Source organism: Microbacterium sp. LMI12-1-1.1 (genome assembly GCF_040676455.1).
Classification (GTDB): Bacteria; Actinomycetota; Actinomycetes; order Actinomycetales; family Microbacteriaceae; genus Microbacterium.
In genome coordinates this window covers 403,420-416,852 of record NZ_JBEGIA010000001.1, presented here as the reverse complement: position 1 = coordinate 416,852, position 13,433 = coordinate 403,420, and the positions used below count along the sequence as shown (strand labels likewise).

14 protein-coding genes are annotated in these 13,433 nt (G+C 71.4%); 8 read left to right on the top strand and 6 right to left on the bottom strand.

Annotation, left to right across the window (positions count from 1 at the left end):
- Window positions 1–3: 3 nt before the first annotated feature.
- Window positions 4–822 carry a class I SAM-dependent methyltransferase gene (locus MRBLMI12_RS01880; protein ID WP_363353405.1) on the bottom strand — a complete coding sequence of 273 codons (819 nt, stop codon included), beginning with the start codon at window positions 820–822 and terminating at the stop codon, window positions 4–6.
- A 99-nt stretch (window positions 823–921) separates the two neighbouring features.
- Between MRBLMI12_RS01880 and MRBLMI12_RS01875 the strand changes: the two genes are divergently transcribed.
- Entirely contained in the window at window positions 922–1,671 is a 750-nt protein-coding gene (locus tag MRBLMI12_RS01875; RefSeq protein ID WP_349428183.1) for a phosphoglyceromutase, read from the top strand.
- Window positions 1,672–1,750: 79 nt separating this feature from the next.
- Here MRBLMI12_RS01875 and phoU read toward each other — a convergent pair whose 3' ends face one another.
- Window positions 1,751–2,428: a phosphate signaling complex protein PhoU gene (phoU, locus tag MRBLMI12_RS01870; protein WP_308869915.1), complete on the bottom strand. Its 678-nt coding sequence runs from the start codon at window positions 2,426–2,428 to the stop codon at window positions 1,751–1,753.
- Between the two features lie 171 nt (window positions 2,429–2,599).
- Here phoU and MRBLMI12_RS01865 point away from each other — a divergent pair, with 171 nt between their 5' ends.
- Entirely contained in the window at window positions 2,600–3,919 is a 1,320-nt protein-coding gene (locus MRBLMI12_RS01865) for a sensor histidine kinase (protein ID WP_363353402.1), read from the top strand.
- Window positions 3,916–4,599 (top strand): response regulator transcription factor, encoded by a 684-nt coding sequence (locus MRBLMI12_RS01860; RefSeq protein ID WP_308869912.1) that lies wholly within the window; start codon window positions 3,916–3,918, stop codon window positions 4,597–4,599. The genes MRBLMI12_RS01865 and MRBLMI12_RS01860 overlap by 4 nt, the downstream gene beginning before the upstream one ends.
- 69 nt (window positions 4,600–4,668) lie before the next feature.
- Here the strand turns inward: MRBLMI12_RS01860 and MRBLMI12_RS01855 are convergent, their stop codons facing one another.
- A complete protein-coding gene (locus MRBLMI12_RS01855; RefSeq protein WP_363353400.1) occupies window positions 4,669–5,199 on the bottom strand; it encodes a DNA modification methylase in 531 nt (176 codons plus the stop codon).
- Window positions 5,200–5,374: 175 nt separating this feature from the next.
- On the opposite strand from MRBLMI12_RS01855, the gene MRBLMI12_RS01850 reads away from it, so the two are divergent.
- Both MRBLMI12_RS01850 and ispD read left to right on the top strand, forming a co-directional pair.
- Window positions 5,375–5,857 carry a CarD family transcriptional regulator gene (locus MRBLMI12_RS01850; protein ID WP_045298114.1) on the top strand — a complete coding sequence of 161 codons (483 nt, stop codon included), beginning with the start codon at window positions 5,375–5,377 and terminating at the stop codon, window positions 5,855–5,857.
- 103 nt (window positions 5,858–5,960) lie between these two features.
- Entirely contained in the window at window positions 5,961–7,163 is a 1,203-nt protein-coding gene (ispD, locus tag MRBLMI12_RS01845; RefSeq protein WP_363353397.1) for a 2-C-methyl-D-erythritol 4-phosphate cytidylyltransferase, read from the top strand.
- Between the two features lie 68 nt (window positions 7,164–7,231).
- Here the strand turns inward: ispD and MRBLMI12_RS01840 are convergent, their stop codons facing one another.
- Both MRBLMI12_RS01840 and MRBLMI12_RS01835 read right to left on the bottom strand, forming a co-directional pair.
- On the bottom strand, window positions 7,232–7,705 hold the full coding sequence (locus MRBLMI12_RS01840; protein ID WP_363353395.1) for a GNAT family N-acetyltransferase: 474 nt from the start codon (window positions 7,703–7,705) through the stop codon (window positions 7,232–7,234).
- Between the two features lie 55 nt (window positions 7,706–7,760).
- Window positions 7,761–8,711, bottom strand: a complete 951-nt coding sequence (locus tag MRBLMI12_RS01835; protein ID WP_363353393.1) for a DMT family transporter — start codon at window positions 8,709–8,711, stop codon at window positions 7,761–7,763.
- A gap of 92 nt (window positions 8,712–8,803) precedes the next feature.
- Between MRBLMI12_RS01835 and cysS the strand changes: the two genes are divergently transcribed.
- From cysS to MRBLMI12_RS01820, 3 genes are all read left to right on the top strand, one after another.
- Window positions 8,804–10,261 carry a cysteine--tRNA ligase gene (gene cysS / locus MRBLMI12_RS01830; protein ID WP_363353391.1) on the top strand — a complete coding sequence of 486 codons (1,458 nt, stop codon included), beginning with the start codon at window positions 8,804–8,806 and terminating at the stop codon, window positions 10,259–10,261.
- Between the two features lie 30 nt (window positions 10,262–10,291).
- Window positions 10,292–11,284: a 23S rRNA (guanosine(2251)-2'-O)-methyltransferase RlmB gene (gene rlmB, locus MRBLMI12_RS01825; RefSeq protein WP_349428174.1), complete on the top strand. Its 993-nt coding sequence runs from the start codon at window positions 10,292–10,294 to the stop codon at window positions 11,282–11,284.
- 102 nt (window positions 11,285–11,386) lie between these two features.
- Window positions 11,387–12,028: an NAD(P)-dependent oxidoreductase gene (locus tag MRBLMI12_RS01820; protein ID WP_363353389.1), complete on the top strand. Its 642-nt coding sequence runs from the start codon at window positions 11,387–11,389 to the stop codon at window positions 12,026–12,028.
- A gap of 66 nt (window positions 12,029–12,094) precedes the next feature.
- On the opposite strand, the gene MRBLMI12_RS01815 is transcribed toward MRBLMI12_RS01820, so the two are convergent.
- Window positions 12,095–13,402, bottom strand: a complete 1,308-nt coding sequence (locus MRBLMI12_RS01815) for a DUF4032 domain-containing protein (RefSeq protein ID WP_308869903.1) — start codon at window positions 13,400–13,402, stop codon at window positions 12,095–12,097.
- Window positions 13,403–13,433: the final 31 nt, after the last annotated feature.

The window sequence follows — 13,433 nt, the reverse complement described above, 5'->3', positions numbered from 1 at the left end:
GGGTCAGCGCGGCGCGACGGCCTCCCAGGGGACGGTGACCTCGCCCAGGCGCCACCGCGACCGTTCGAGGACCGGCCATCCGCCCTCGACGAGCGCGGAAAGCGACGTGCGCCAGCGATGCACCGGCCCGAACGGCGAGACGCTCGCCGCGCGCTCCCACTCGGCGTCGAGGGCGGCCAGGAACGCGTGCACGCGCTCGCCGGGGACGTTCCGGTGGATGAGGGCTTTCGGAAGCCGCTCCGCGGCGACGGACGGATGCTGCAGCCCGGCCAGGCGCAGTGACACCGTGAGGGTCCGCGGTGCCGCGTCGGGGCCGATCGCGGCCCAGGTCGCGATCCGCCCGATCTCGTCGCAGGTGCCTTCGACGAGAAGCCCGTCGGAGGCGAGACGCGCGGCCATCGTCCCCCAGGCCTCGGCGACCTCGGCCTCGTCGTACTGGCGCAGGACGTTGAATGCCCGCACGACGGCCGGCCGGCGGCCGCCGGCCACGGGCACCTCGAACCCGCCGCGCGCGAACGAGACCCGCGCATCCCGTGCGAACGAGGTGCCGCCGCTGCGCACCTGCTCGAGCTGCGCGCGGGCGCGCGTCACACGCGCCGGATCGATCTCGAGCCCCAGCACCTCGACGTCCGGGCGGACGCGCGCGAGCCGGGAGTGCAGCTCCAGCGCAGTGACGCCGCTCGCGCCGTAGCCGAGATCGACCACGAGCGGATCCGCGGCCCGGCGGAGAGCGGGCTGCCGCGCGATCCAGCGATCCACGCGGCGCAGCCGGTTGGTCCCGGTCGTGCCGCGCGTGATCTGCCCGACCGGTCCCCGCACCATCCCCCCATGATGCCAGGCCGTCTCCCCGGTCGAGCTGACGGGTCCCGCCCGCCGACACAGCGCCGGGGCGGGCGGCATCGCCCGGATATCATGGGGCGCATGACCGCGCCCTATACGCTGATCCTCCTCCGTCACGGCCAGAGCGAGTGGAACAAGACCAACCAGTTCACGGGCTGGGTCGACGTCCGCCTCACCGACCAGGGCAAGGCCGAGGCCGCGCGCGGCGGCGAGCTGCTCGCCGAGTCCGGCATCCTGCCCGACGTCCTGCACACCTCGGTGCTGAGCCGCGCCATCCAGACCGCCGACATCGCCCTCGACGCGGCCGACCGCCTCTGGATCCCGGTGAAGCGCTCCTGGCGCCTGAACGAGCGGCACTACGGCGCTCTCCAGGGCAAGGACAAGGCGCAGACCCTCGAGGAGTTCGGCAACGAGCAGTTCATGCTGTGGCGCCGCTCGTTCGACGTGCCGCCGCCGCCGCTGGCTGCCGACGACCAGTACAGCCAGGTCGGCGACCCGCGCTACGTGGGCATCGACGGCGAGGTGCCCGACACCGAGTCGCTGAAGATCGTGATCGACCGCATGCTGCCGTACTGGCACAGCGACATCGTCCCCGACCTCAAGGCCGGCAAGACCGTCCTCGTGACGGCGCACGGCAACTCCCTGCGCGGGCTGGTCAAGCACCTCGACGGCATCAGCGACGCCGACATCTCGGAGCTCAACATCCCCACCGGCATCCCGCTGGTGTACCGCCTCGACGAGAACCTCGAGCCGCTCAGCCCGGGGGAGTACCTCGACCCCGAGGCCGCCGCCGCCGGGGCCGCCGCGGTCGCCAATCAGGGCAAGGCCTGACCCCAGACGCGCAGAGAAGCGCGGATGCCTCCCCCCGAGGCATCCGCGCTTGCTGTTCCGCGTGGCGGTAGCGTCTGGGCTACTGCGGGGTCACCACGTCGATGGTGTCGGTGCTCGTCGTCCAGTCGCCCGTCGACAGGTAGGCGACCTTCTTCGCCACCGAGACGGCGTGGTCGCCGAAGCGCTCGTGGTAGCGGCTGGCGAGCGTCGCGTCGACGGTGGCCGACGGGTCGCCCTGCCAGCTGTCGCTCAGCACCTTCTCGAACACCGACACGTGCAGCTCGTCGAGCTTGTCGTCGGCGTTGCGGATCTCGTCGATGAGGTCGCCGTCCTGGGTGCGCAGCAGCTCGGTCAGCTGGCGCGCCGCCTCGACGTCGAGCTCGCCCATCTTCAGGAAGGTCGACTTCAGCCCCTTGGGGATGGCTCGCTCGGGGAAGCGCATGCGGGTGAGCTGCGCGATGTGCTCGGCGATGTCACCCATCCGCTCGAGCGATGCGCTCATGCGCAGCGCGCTCACGACGATGCGCAGGTCGCGGGCCACCGGCTGCTGACGCGCGAGGATCTCGATCGCGAGCTCGTCGAGCTCGACGGCCTTCTCGTCGATGACCGCGTCGGCCTCGATGACCTCCTCCGCCAGGGCGACGTCGCTCGTGCCGAACGCGCGCGTCGCCTTGTCGATGGCGACCGTGACGAGTTCGGCGATCTCGACGAGACGCCCCTGCACGTCCTCGAGGGACTGGTGGAAGACTTCGCGCATTCCGACGCACCTTTCATGGGTTTCGGGGGATGAGGCTCGGCCCCGCGCCCCGCCGATTGTCGCCAGGGAAGGTTAACGGATGGTGCCTCCGCGGTGAACAGTACCCGGCCGATGCGGAGTCCTTCCCGTTCGCGTCAAACCCCACCGTGAGCGTGGCTCTACGCTGGTCGCATGGACACGACGCAGCTCGCGCTGCTCGCCCTCCTCGCGGGGATCATCATCGGCGGTTCGATCTCCGCCGTCGTCGTCGCGGCGATGCGGGCGCGCGATCGTGCGCACGCGGAGATGTCTGTAGAGATTCCCGACGGCGTCCGCGGCGTGCTCCACGGCATGGATGATGCCGCGCTCGTGGTCGACGCGTCGTTCACGGTCCTGGCGGCGTCGGCGGCCGCCGCCGCCTTCGACCTCGTGGAGGGCGGCACGCTCCCGAACGACGAGCTGCGCGCCCTGGTGCGCCGTGTGCGCACGAGCGACGCGGTCGCGACCGAGACCAGTGCGACCGAGACCATGCGCATGCGCCGGGGCGCCCCGCCGGCGGAGCCTCGTCTCGTGGTGGTCCGGGCGTCGCGGATCTCGCCGCGACTGACCCTGTTCGTGCTCCGCGACATCACCGAACGCGAGCGCGTCGAAGAGATGCGCCGCGACTTCGTCGCCAACACGAGCCACGAGCTCAAGACGCCGGTGGGCGCGGTGAGCCTGCTCGCCGAAGCCATCGAGTCGGCATCCGATGACCCGCCGCAGGTCCGGATCTTCGCGACGCGGCTGCAGGCCGAGGCGAACCGGCTCGCACTGCTCACGTCGCGCATCATGAACCTCTCGCGACTGCAGGCATCCGACGAGCTGCCGCAGCGGGACGTCTCGGTCGACGAGGTCATCGCCTCTGCACTGGACGCGCACGCCATTCAGGCCGATTCGGCCGGCGTCGAGGTGGTGCGAGGCGGCGCCCGCGGCCTCTACGTCCACGGCGACGCGCAGATCCTGAGCGAGGCCGTCGGCAACCTCATCGCGAACGCCATCGCGTACTCGCCCCGCGGCTCGAGCGTGGGGGTCGGCATCAAGGCCGCGGACCGCGTCGTCGAGATCACCGTGACCGACCGCGGGATCGGCATCGCCGAGGGCGAGCAGGACCGCGTCTTCGAGCGCTTCTACCGCGCCGATCCGGCCCGAGCGCGCCGCACCGGCGGCAGCGGCCTCGGACTCTCCATCGTCAAGCATGCGGTCCAGCGGCACGGCGGCGAGGTGCGGCTGTGGTCGCGCCCTGGCCGCGGGTCGACGTTCACCATCCGGCTCCCGCAGATCGACGCCCCTGACATCGACCCGGCACCCAAGCGCGGGCGTAAGAAGAAGCGGCCGGCCACGACCTCCGCAGGGGCCGCCGGCCCCGCCGTCGGTGCGACCTCCGCCGCCGGTGGCGCGACCGCCCCCCGAACCATCGTCGGCCCTGCTGCCGGCAAGAACCTCGCCTCCGGCAGGAATGGAGACCCCGCATGACCCGCGTCTTGATCGTCGAGGACGAGCCCGATCTCGCCGACCCGCTCGCCTACCTCCTGCGCCGCGAGGGGTACGACGTCGAGATCGCCGAGGACGGCCCCGCCGCCCTCGCCTCGTTCCGGGAGCGCGGCGCCGACATCGTGCTGCTCGACCTCATGCTGCCGGGGATGCCGGGGACCGAGGTGTGCCGGCAGATCCGGACCACCTCGGCGGTGCCGATCATCATGCTGACGGCCAAGGACTCCGAGGTCGACATCGTCGTGGGGCTCGAGCTCGGCGCGGACGACTACGTCACCAAGCCCTACTCGGCCCGTGAACTGCTGGCGCGCATGCGTGCCGTGCTGCGGCGCTTCTCTCAGATCGACGCCGACCTCGAGGATCGCGTGCTCGAGGGCGGGCGGGTGGTGCTCGACATCGACCGGCACACCGTGGCGGTCGAGGGCGGCGAGATCAACATGCCGCTCAAGGAATTCGAGCTGCTCGAGGTGCTCATGCGCAACGCCGGCCGGGTGCTCACCCGTGGGCAGCTCATCGACCGGGTGTGGGGGAGCGACTACTTCGGCGACACCAAGACGCTCGACGTGCACATCAAGCGGATCCGCTCGCGCATCGAGAGGAACCCGGGATCCCCCGAGATGCTGGTCACCGTCCGCGGCCTGGGCTACCGCTTCGAGGGCTGAGCGCGGCAGACGAACGAAGAGGGCGCCCCGACCGGGGCGCCCTCTTCGTCGTGCGTGCGACGCGTCCGCTCAGGGGGCGAGCGCGGAGAGGTAGTCGAGCGAGCCGTCGAGAACCGGCACGGAGACCAGCGTGCCCTCGGCATCGCCGGACTGGAAGAAGGCTGTGACGTCGGTGCCGGGCAGCGCGTCGAGCTCTTCGATCAGCAGCGGCTCGTCCTCTTCGGAGCCGAGGCTCACCGTCGTGTTGGCGGGTACGCGCACCGTCAGGGCGACGCCGTCCTCGCCGATCTCGACGTTGAGGGTCTGCGAGTCGTCGGTGCGGTTGATGATCGCGGCGACGAAGTTGCCCTCGGAGCCGTCCTCGTTCGCCACGATGAGGGCGTTGCGCACCTCGAGGGGGCCGGAGCCGTGGACGTTCGTGCCCTCGGCGGCCGAGTAGGCGATCGTGGTCGCCTGGGGCGAGATCATGCTGCACCCGGTGGCGGTGAGGACGAGGGCGCCGCCGACGGCCAGCGACGCGATCAGCCGGCGATTGCGGGTGCCGGGGGCCGCCGCGGATCGTCCGCGCGTAGAACCGCTGCGGCGGTGTATCGAGATCACGGATCCTCCTAGACGGATGACGGTTCTCCAGCATTCTAGGGGCTCGCCGCCGAGCGCGCGGAGCACCTCCGCGGCCGATGCCCGGCGGGGATGTGCCACGCCCGGCCGGTGGGGCGGAGAACCTTAGCGTATTTCTCCTGTGGTATCCTGGAGGTTGCCGAAAGGACATAACTCCATGCTTTTTGAGGTTGGCGAGACGGTCGTCTACCCCCACCACGGGGCGGCAACGATCATCGAGGTCAAAGACCGGATCATCAAGGGCGAGACGAAGAAGTATCTGAAGCTCAACGTCACGCAGGGTGATCTCATCATCGAAGTCCCCGCAGAGAACGTCGACCTGGTCGGCGTCCGAGATGTCATCGGCAAGGAGGGTCTCGACAAGGTCTTCGAGGTGCTGCGCGCTCCCTTCACAGAGGAGCCGACCAACTGGTCGCGCCGCTACAAGGCCAACCTCGAGAAGCTCGCCTCCGGTGACGTCATCAAGGTCAGCGAGGTCGTGCGCGACCTCTGGCGCCGCGACCAGGACCGCGGCCTGTCGGCCGGGGAGAAGCGCATGCTCGCCAAGGCGAAGCAGATCCTGATCTCCGAGCTGGCCCTCGCCGAGAAGACGGATGAGGAGAAGGCGAGCGTCCTCCTCGACGAGGTCCTCGCGAGCTGAGACTCCCAGAACGGCGCCCCGCGGGGCGCCGTTCTGCTGTGTGCGCCGACTGTTCGCCGGCGCCCGGCGCGGCGCCCGAGGCCGATCGCGATAGCGTGATCGGGTGAGGATCACCCCCGTGCCGCGCATCGGCATCGTCGTCGTGGCCGCAGGTTCCGGCACCCGCCTCGGAGCGGGTACGCCGAAGGCCTTCGTCGGCATCGACGGCGGCAGCATCCTGCGCCACGCGCTCGAGGGCGTGTTCGCCGCCCCGGCGGCGCAGGTCGTGATCGTGGCCCCCGACGGGCGCGAGGGCGATGCGTGGAGCGAGGCGCTCGCGACCGCAGGGGATCGTCGTGACCTCGTGTCCGTGGTCCCCGGTGGCGAGACCCGCCAGGGCTCCGTGGCCGCCGGACTCGCCGCCCTCTGGGCCGACGTCGAGATCGTCCTCGTGCACGACGCGGCGCGGGCGCTGACCCCGCCCGAGGTGTTCGAACGCGTCGTCGCCGCCATCGACGCCGGGGCGTCCGGCGCGATCCCGGTGCTCCCGGTCATCGACACCATCAAGCGCGTCGTCGCGGACGAGATCGTCGCCGTCGTCGACCGGTCCGAGCTCGCCGCCGCGCAAACTCCGCAGGGCTTCCGCCGTGACGTGCTCGACGCGGCATATGCCGCGGCCCGTGCCGACTTCACGGACGACGCCGCTCTGGTCGCCGAGGCCGGTCATGCCGTTGCGGCCGTGCCGGGGCATCCGCTCGCCTTCAAGATCACGACCGCCGCCGACCTCGACCGTGCCCGCCATCTGCTCGCCCGGCCCGCCCCGCATGCTGCCGGGCACCTGGAGAACCCGCATCCGATCCCTCGCGTCGGCGTCGGCACGGACGTGCACGCGTTCGGCGGCGACGGCACGCTGTGGCTCGCCGGTCTCGAATGGCCCGGTGAGACGCCGCTGTCGGGACACTCCGATGGGGATGCCGTGGCCCACGCCATCGTCGACGCGCTGCTCTCCGCCGCCGGCCTGGGCGACATCGGCACGCACTTCGGCACAGACCACCCGGAGTACGCGGGCGCGCACGCGGACGTCTTCCTCAGCCGCACCGTCGCCCTCCTCGGCGAGGCGGGGTGGCGCGTGGGCAATGTGTCGGTGCAGGTGCAGGCGAACCGCCCCCGCTTCTCGAGCCGCCGTGCCGAGGCCGAGCGGGTGCTCGCGGCCGCCCTCGGCGGAGCACCGGTGGCGGTCTCGGCGACGACCACCGACGGACTCGGGTTCACCGGGCGCACCGAAGGCGTGTCGGTCTTCGCCGTCGCCCTCCTGGTCCCCGCCTGACCAGTTCACTTGCGCTGGATGTACGCCGCCGGGCGCAGAATGCGTACGTTCAGCGCAGGTGAACGGGATCAGGAGCTGAGATCACGCGTCATGAAGATCGAGAACGGATCGAGCGCGTAGCCCTCGAACGGCCCGCACACCACGAAGCCCTCGCTCTCGTACAGGCGCTGCGCCGGTGCGAAGTCGGCGGTCGTGCCGGTCTCGAGCCACAGGCTCGACATGCCTCGCCGCCGTGCCTCGTCGACGATGTGGCGCAGCACCGCCCGCCCGACGCCGCTGCCGCGGAACCGGTCGTCGACCCGCATCGACTTGATCTCGCCGCGGTCGGCATCCATCTCCTTGAGCGCACCGACACCCGCGAGCTCGCCGTCTATCCACGCCGACCACACGGAGAGCGACGGATGCCGCAGCGCGTCGATGTCGAGCGCATGCACGCTCTCCGCCGGAGAGGTGTCATGCATGCCTGCCAGGTGGAAAGCGATGAGACGCCGTGTGGCCTCGCCGCTCAGGTCGTCGGTGCGGATCTCGATGGTGCGCTGCATGTCGCGCCCAGTGTGCCACGCCGCTGTTGCCGGCGTGTTTCGAGCGCCCGGGCTGTCAGGCCTCGACCGCGAACGGCGCGGGGTCGCGCGGCGCCCGCGAACCCCAGGCGAGCAGAGCCAGGCCCGCGGCGAGCACGACCAGGCCGATGATCGCGAGCGCCGAGAGCCGCTCGCCCAGCACGACGATCCCGAGCACGCTCGCGGTCAGCGGTTCGCCCAGGGTGAGGGTCGCCGCGGTGGCGGCGGTCAGCCCGCTCAAGCCCCACGTGAACAGGACGTAGGCGATCGCGATCGTCGCGAGTCCCAGCCACAGCGCCATCGTGACGCCGGTCGGCGTTCCCAGCCAGGTCAGGTCGACGAAGGGCAGCGCGCAGGCGCAGATGAGCGCCGCGCTCGCCCCCATGGCGCCTACGACGGTGAACGGATCCCAGCCGTCGTCGAGCAGTCGGCGCTGCGCGTTGGCGATCACCGCGAACGACGCGCCGGCGCCCACGGAGCCGAGGAGCCCGAGGGGATCGGTCCCGCCCGCGGAGCCCGCTTCGCCGCCGAAGCCCAGCAGCACGACGCCGATCGTCGCGAGGGCGGTCGCCGCCATCCACGTCGAGCTCGGCATCCGTCGCGTGAGCGCCCACTCCAGGAGCCCCGCGAGGACCGGGGCGGAGCCGAGCGCGACGACGGTGCCGACCGCCACGCCGTTGCGGCCGGTGCCGAGGAAGAAGAGGGGCTGGTACACCGATATGCAGACGCCGGTGAGCACCATGAGAGCGAGCGGGCGGATGCCGCCCTTCGAGGGGCTCAGCGACCGGAGGCTCTTAGCCGCGGCGCCCGGGCGCCGGCGGGCGTGGCGGGCGGCGAGGGCGAACGCGATGAGGGCCAGACCGGCGCCGCCGATGACCATGCGCATGACACCGATCGACAGCGGGGTCGTGCCGTCGGGGCCGAGAGCCTGCGATGTCCCGGTCGTGCCGAACAGCACCGCGGCGGCGAGGACGGCGAGGACATGCACCCTCCGTTTATATCCGCATCGGCGCCCTCCGACCGACATGGCCCCACCGGGCTCCCAGGGGTCGCCGTGGCACCCGCCGGTAGGCTGGTGCGGTGACGGTTCAGTTGTATGACACCAAGGCGCAGACCCTGCGCGACTTCGTGCCCCTCGACCCCGGAAACGTCACGATCTACGTCTGCGGTCCGACCGTGCAGTCGGGTCCCCACATCGGGCATCTCCGCGGCGCGTTGAGCTTCGACATCCTGCGGCGCTGGCTCACCCACCGCTACGGCCGCGTCACGTTCGTCCGCAACGTCACCGACATCGACGACAAGGTGCTCGCGAACGCGAGCGACGGCGAGCCGTGGTGGGCGCTCGCCTACCGCATGGAGCTGGAGTTCACGCGCGCGTACACGGCCATCGGCATCCTCCCTCCCACATACGAGCCGCGCGCGACCGCCTCGATCCCGCAGATGCAGGAGCTGATCGCGCGGCTGATCGACGCGGGGCACGCCTACGCCGCGCCTTCGACAGGCTCGGAGGCCGCGGATGCCGCCGGCGACGTGTACTTCGACGTCCGGTCATGGGAGTCGTACGGCTCGCTCACACGGCAGAGCCTCGACGCGATGGAGCCCGCCGCGGACGCGGACCCGCGCGGCAAGCGCGACCCCCGGGACTTCGCGCTGTGGAAGGGCGCCAAGGCCGACGAGCCCGCATCGGCGACGTGGGACTCGCCCTGGGGCGCCGGACGCCCCGGCTGGCACATCGAGTGCTCCGCGATGGCGCGGCGCTACCTCGGCAGCGAGTTCGACATCCACGGGGGCGGCCTCGACCTGCGCTTCCCGCACCACGAGAACGAGCTGGCCCAGTCGACGGCCGCCGGCGACGGCTTCGCGCACTACTGGGTGCACAACGGACTCGTGACCGTCGGCGCGCAGAAGATGTCGAAGTCGCTGTTCAACTTCGTCCTCGCCGAGGACGTGCTGCGCGAACGCGACCCGCTCGTCGTGCGCTACGCGCTCGCCGCGGCGCACTATCGCTCGAGCCTCGACATCACCGGCTCGACGTTCGACGAGGCCGAGGCGGCGCTCGACCGCATCCGCACGTTCCTCGAGCGCGCGATCCGGACGCTTCGGGGCACCGAGGACGTGCGGGTGGATGCCGCCGTCCCGGCCGCGTTCGCGGCAGCGCTCGACGACGACCTCGGCGTGCCCCAGGCGCTCGCCGTGCTGCACGAGGCCGTGCGCGACGGCAACACGGCGCTGGACGCCGGCGACCGGGCCGGCGCGCTGCGCGCGTTCGCCGACGTCGCCGTGATGACCGGAGTGCTCGGCATCGACCCCCTCGACCCGCACTGGCGCTCGACGGACGTCTCGGCCGAGGCAGCCGCTCTCGACGCCCTCGTGCAGACGATGATCGCGCAGCGCGCCGACGCGCGCGCGGCGAAGGACTGGGCGGCGGCCGACCGCATCCGCGATGCGATCGCGGCGGCCGGCATCGCCCTCGAAGACGGACCCGACGGGACGCATTGGAGTGTCGCCGACACGCCTCGCCCCGCGGAGAGAAACTGACGGGGCGGCGCCCCGCATGAAGGAGAACTGATGGCCAAGCCAGGACGCCCCGGCGCGAGCAAGGGCAACAAGAAGGGCCCCACCAAGGGCACGGGCGGCAAGAACAAGCGGTCGCTCGCCGGCCGGGGGCCGACGCCCAAGGCCGAGGACCGCGCGTGGCACCCCGCCGGCAAGCGCAAGGCGGCCGCCGAGCGGTACGCCGCCGCGGGCGGCACCGGCAAGCCCGGGCAGCCGGCTCCCCGGTCGTCACGGCCCGGCAAGAAGGACGATGACACCGAGACCGTCACCGGGCGCAACTCGGTGCTCGAGGCGCTGCGGGCGAAGATCCCGGCGACCGCGTTCTACATCGCGCAGCGCGTCGAGATGGACGACCGCGTCAAGGAGATGCTGGCGATCGCCACTCACCGGGAGATCCCGGTGCTCGAGGTCACGCGGCCCGAGCTGGACCGCATGGCCGGCTTCGACGGTGTGCACCAGGGCGTCGCCCTCAAGGTGCCGCCGTACGAGTACGCCCACCCGCAGGACCTGCTGGAGCAGGTCATCGAGAAGGGCCAGACGCCGCTGTTCGTCGCGCTCGACGGCATCACCGACCCCCGCAACCTCGGGGCCATCCTGCGTTCGACCGCGGCGTTCGGCGGCCACGCCGTCATCGTGCCGCAGCGACGCTCGGCGAGCGTCAACTCGGCCGCGTGGAAGACGAGCGCCGGCGCGGCGGCACGCATCCCCGTCGCGATCGCCGCCAACCTCACCGCGATGCTCAAGGACTTCAAGAAGCAGGGCGTGTTCGTGCTCGGGCTCGACGGCGGGGGAGAGGTCTCCCTCCCCGAACTCCAGCTCGCCGATCGCCCGGTCGTGATCGTCGTCGGCTCCGAGGGCAAGGGCCTCTCGCGGCTGGTCACCGAGACGTGCGACCAGATCGTCTCGATCCCGATCTCGTCGAGCACCGAGTCGCTCAACGCGGGCATCGCGGCATCCGTCGCCCTCTATCAGGTCGCGACTCTCCGGACGGCTCCGCCCGCCTGAGTCGCCGCATGACGCATTCAGTGGAATGAACCGCCCCGTGACGCGCTTGTCTCACCCAGAGCCGGCGAGCGTTCGGCGGTACGACAGATCGAAAGGCACGACATGGCACGCATCGCCGTCATCGGAGGCTCCGGCTACGCCGGACGACACATCGTCGCCGAGGCGGTGAATCGCGGCCACAGCGTCCTTGCGATCGCGCGCCGCGTCCCGAGCGAGCGCCAGCCGGGCGCGGTGTACATCGAGGGCTCGCTCACGGACGTGCCCGACCTGCTCGCCCAGCTCGAGGGCGTCGACGTCGTCGTGTCGGCCGTCGCGCCGCGCGGCGACATGCAGGGTCTCGTGCGCCCGAACATCGCCGCGCTCGCCTCGCTCCTGCCCGAGGGCGTCCGGCTGGGCGTCATCGGCGGCGCCGGCGGCAGCCTGGTCACCGAGGACGGGCAGCGGGTCGTGGACCTGCCGTCGTTCAGCGAGGAGTACAAGGCCGAGGCCCTCGAGGCGATCGGCATCCTCGAAGACCTGCAGGCGGGGCCGGAGTCGCTCGACTGGTTCTACATCCACCCCGCCGGCGGGTTCGGCGCCTACAACCCCGGCGAGCGCACCGGCTCGTACCGCACCGGCGGCGACGTCATCGTGACCGACGCCGAGGGAGAGTCATACATCTCGGGCGAAGACCTCGCGGTCGCCATCATCGACGAGATCGAGAAGCCGCAGCACCCCCGCAAGCGGTTCACCGTCGGCTACTGAGCGCTGATCGCGACGAGGCGGGTCTCCGTTCAGCGGGACCTGCCTCTCGCGTCTGTCCCGGGCGCGTCAGACGAGGTCGCGCCAGTCGATGTCGGCCTCGTCGTCGTCGACGACGGGGGTCGGCGACGTGATGACCGACAGCGACACCGTCTCTGTCGGCGGGCCCATCAGCGTCGCCTCGTCGCGGCGGTGACGCAGCACGTTGTCGATGTAGCTCGTGAGCGACTCGGCGAGAGGCACCGACTTCCCCTTGGCCTGCGACAGGTACCAGCGGTGCTCGAGCAGCTGGTGGAACACCTCGGCGGGCTCGAGCTTGGATCGCAGGTCCCACGGGATCGCCTTGACGACCGGCTCGAAGACGCGCGTGAGCCACTCGTGGGCGACCATCTCCTCGTCGTCGCCCAGGCGCGAGATGCGCGCGCGGAACTCATCGAGGTCGTTGAGCAGGCGGCGGGCCTGGTTCTCCTCGACGTCGAGGCCTGTCAGGCGCAGCAGCCGCCGCTGGTGGTGTCCCGCGTCGACGACCTTGGGCTGGATCGAGACCCTGGCGCCGTCGGCCGTGGCCTGGATCGACATCTCGCCGATGTCGAACCCGAGGTCGTTGAGCCGCTGCACGCGCTCGGTCAGGCGCCAGGCCTCGTCGGCGCGGAAGCTCTCCTCGTCGGTGAGCGCCGCCCACAGCGCGTGGTACGCCGACACGATGCCGTCGGCGACCGCGATGGCGTCGACGCCGCCCTCGAGGCGCCCGCCCGCCTCGAGATCCATGATCTCGCCCGCGATGTTCGTGCGGGCCACGTCGAGGTCGTGCGCGCGCTGACCGGGCGTCAGACCGCTCTCGTGCAGCTCGCCCGTCTCGGCGTCGACGAGGTAGGCGGCGAAGGCGCCGGCGTCGCGGCGGAACAGCGTGTTCGACAGCGAGACGTCGCCCCAGAAGAAGCCGACGTTGTGCAGACGCACCAGCAGCAGGGCGAGCGCATCCACGAGGCGCGTGGCGGTGTCGGGCCGCAGCACCTGCGTGAACAGGGCCCGGTAGGGGAGTGAGAACTTCAGGTGCGCGGTCACCAGCGCGGCCGGCAGCGGCTCGCCCGCGGCATCCGTGCGTCCGGCGATCACCGCGACCCGCTCGACGCAGGGGACGTCCAGACGCGCGAGGTTGCCGAGCATGTCGTACTCGCGCTGCGCCATCGCCTGCGTCGTCTCCTTGATGGCGACGACGCGGCCCGAGAGATTGGCGAAACGCACCAGGTGGCGTGAGATGCCCTTCGGGAGGAACACGATGTGCTGCGACGGCCAGTCGCCGAGCGGTGTCGACCAGGGCAGCGTCAGCAGCCCGGGATCCACGCTGCTGGCCGTGATGTTCAGGGCGTCAGGCACGTTCCCTCCGGAGAAGACAGCGACGGCGCGG

Excerpts from the sequence above, each read along its gene's own strand:
- MRBLMI12_RS01860 (WP_308869912.1), top strand. The coding sequence starts at position 3,916 with ATGACCCGCGTCTTGATCGTCGAGGACGAGCCCGATCTCGCCGACCCG.
- MRBLMI12_RS01880 (WP_363353405.1), bottom strand. The coding sequence starts at position 822 with ATGGTGCGGGGACCGGTCGGGCAGATCACGCGCGGCACGACCGGGACC.
- MRBLMI12_RS01865 (WP_363353402.1), top strand. The coding sequence starts at position 2,600 with ATGGACACGACGCAGCTCGCGCTGCTCGCCCTCCTCGCGGGGATCATC.
- phoU (WP_308869915.1), bottom strand. The coding sequence starts at position 2,428 with ATGCGCGAAGTCTTCCACCAGTCCCTCGAGGACGTGCAGGGGCGTCTC.
- MRBLMI12_RS01850 (WP_045298114.1), top strand. The coding sequence starts at position 5,375 with ATGCTTTTTGAGGTTGGCGAGACGGTCGTCTACCCCCACCACGGGGCG.
- MRBLMI12_RS01875 (WP_349428183.1), top strand. The coding sequence starts at position 922 with ATGACCGCGCCCTATACGCTGATCCTCCTCCGTCACGGCCAGAGCGAG.
- MRBLMI12_RS01820 (WP_363353389.1), top strand. The coding sequence starts at position 11,387 with ATGGCACGCATCGCCGTCATCGGAGGCTCCGGCTACGCCGGACGACAC.
- MRBLMI12_RS01840 (WP_363353395.1), bottom strand. The coding sequence starts at position 7,705 with ATGCAGCGCACCATCGAGATCCGCACCGACGACCTGAGCGGCGAGGCC.
- rlmB (WP_349428174.1), top strand. The coding sequence starts at position 10,292 with ATGGCCAAGCCAGGACGCCCCGGCGCGAGCAAGGGCAACAAGAAGGGC.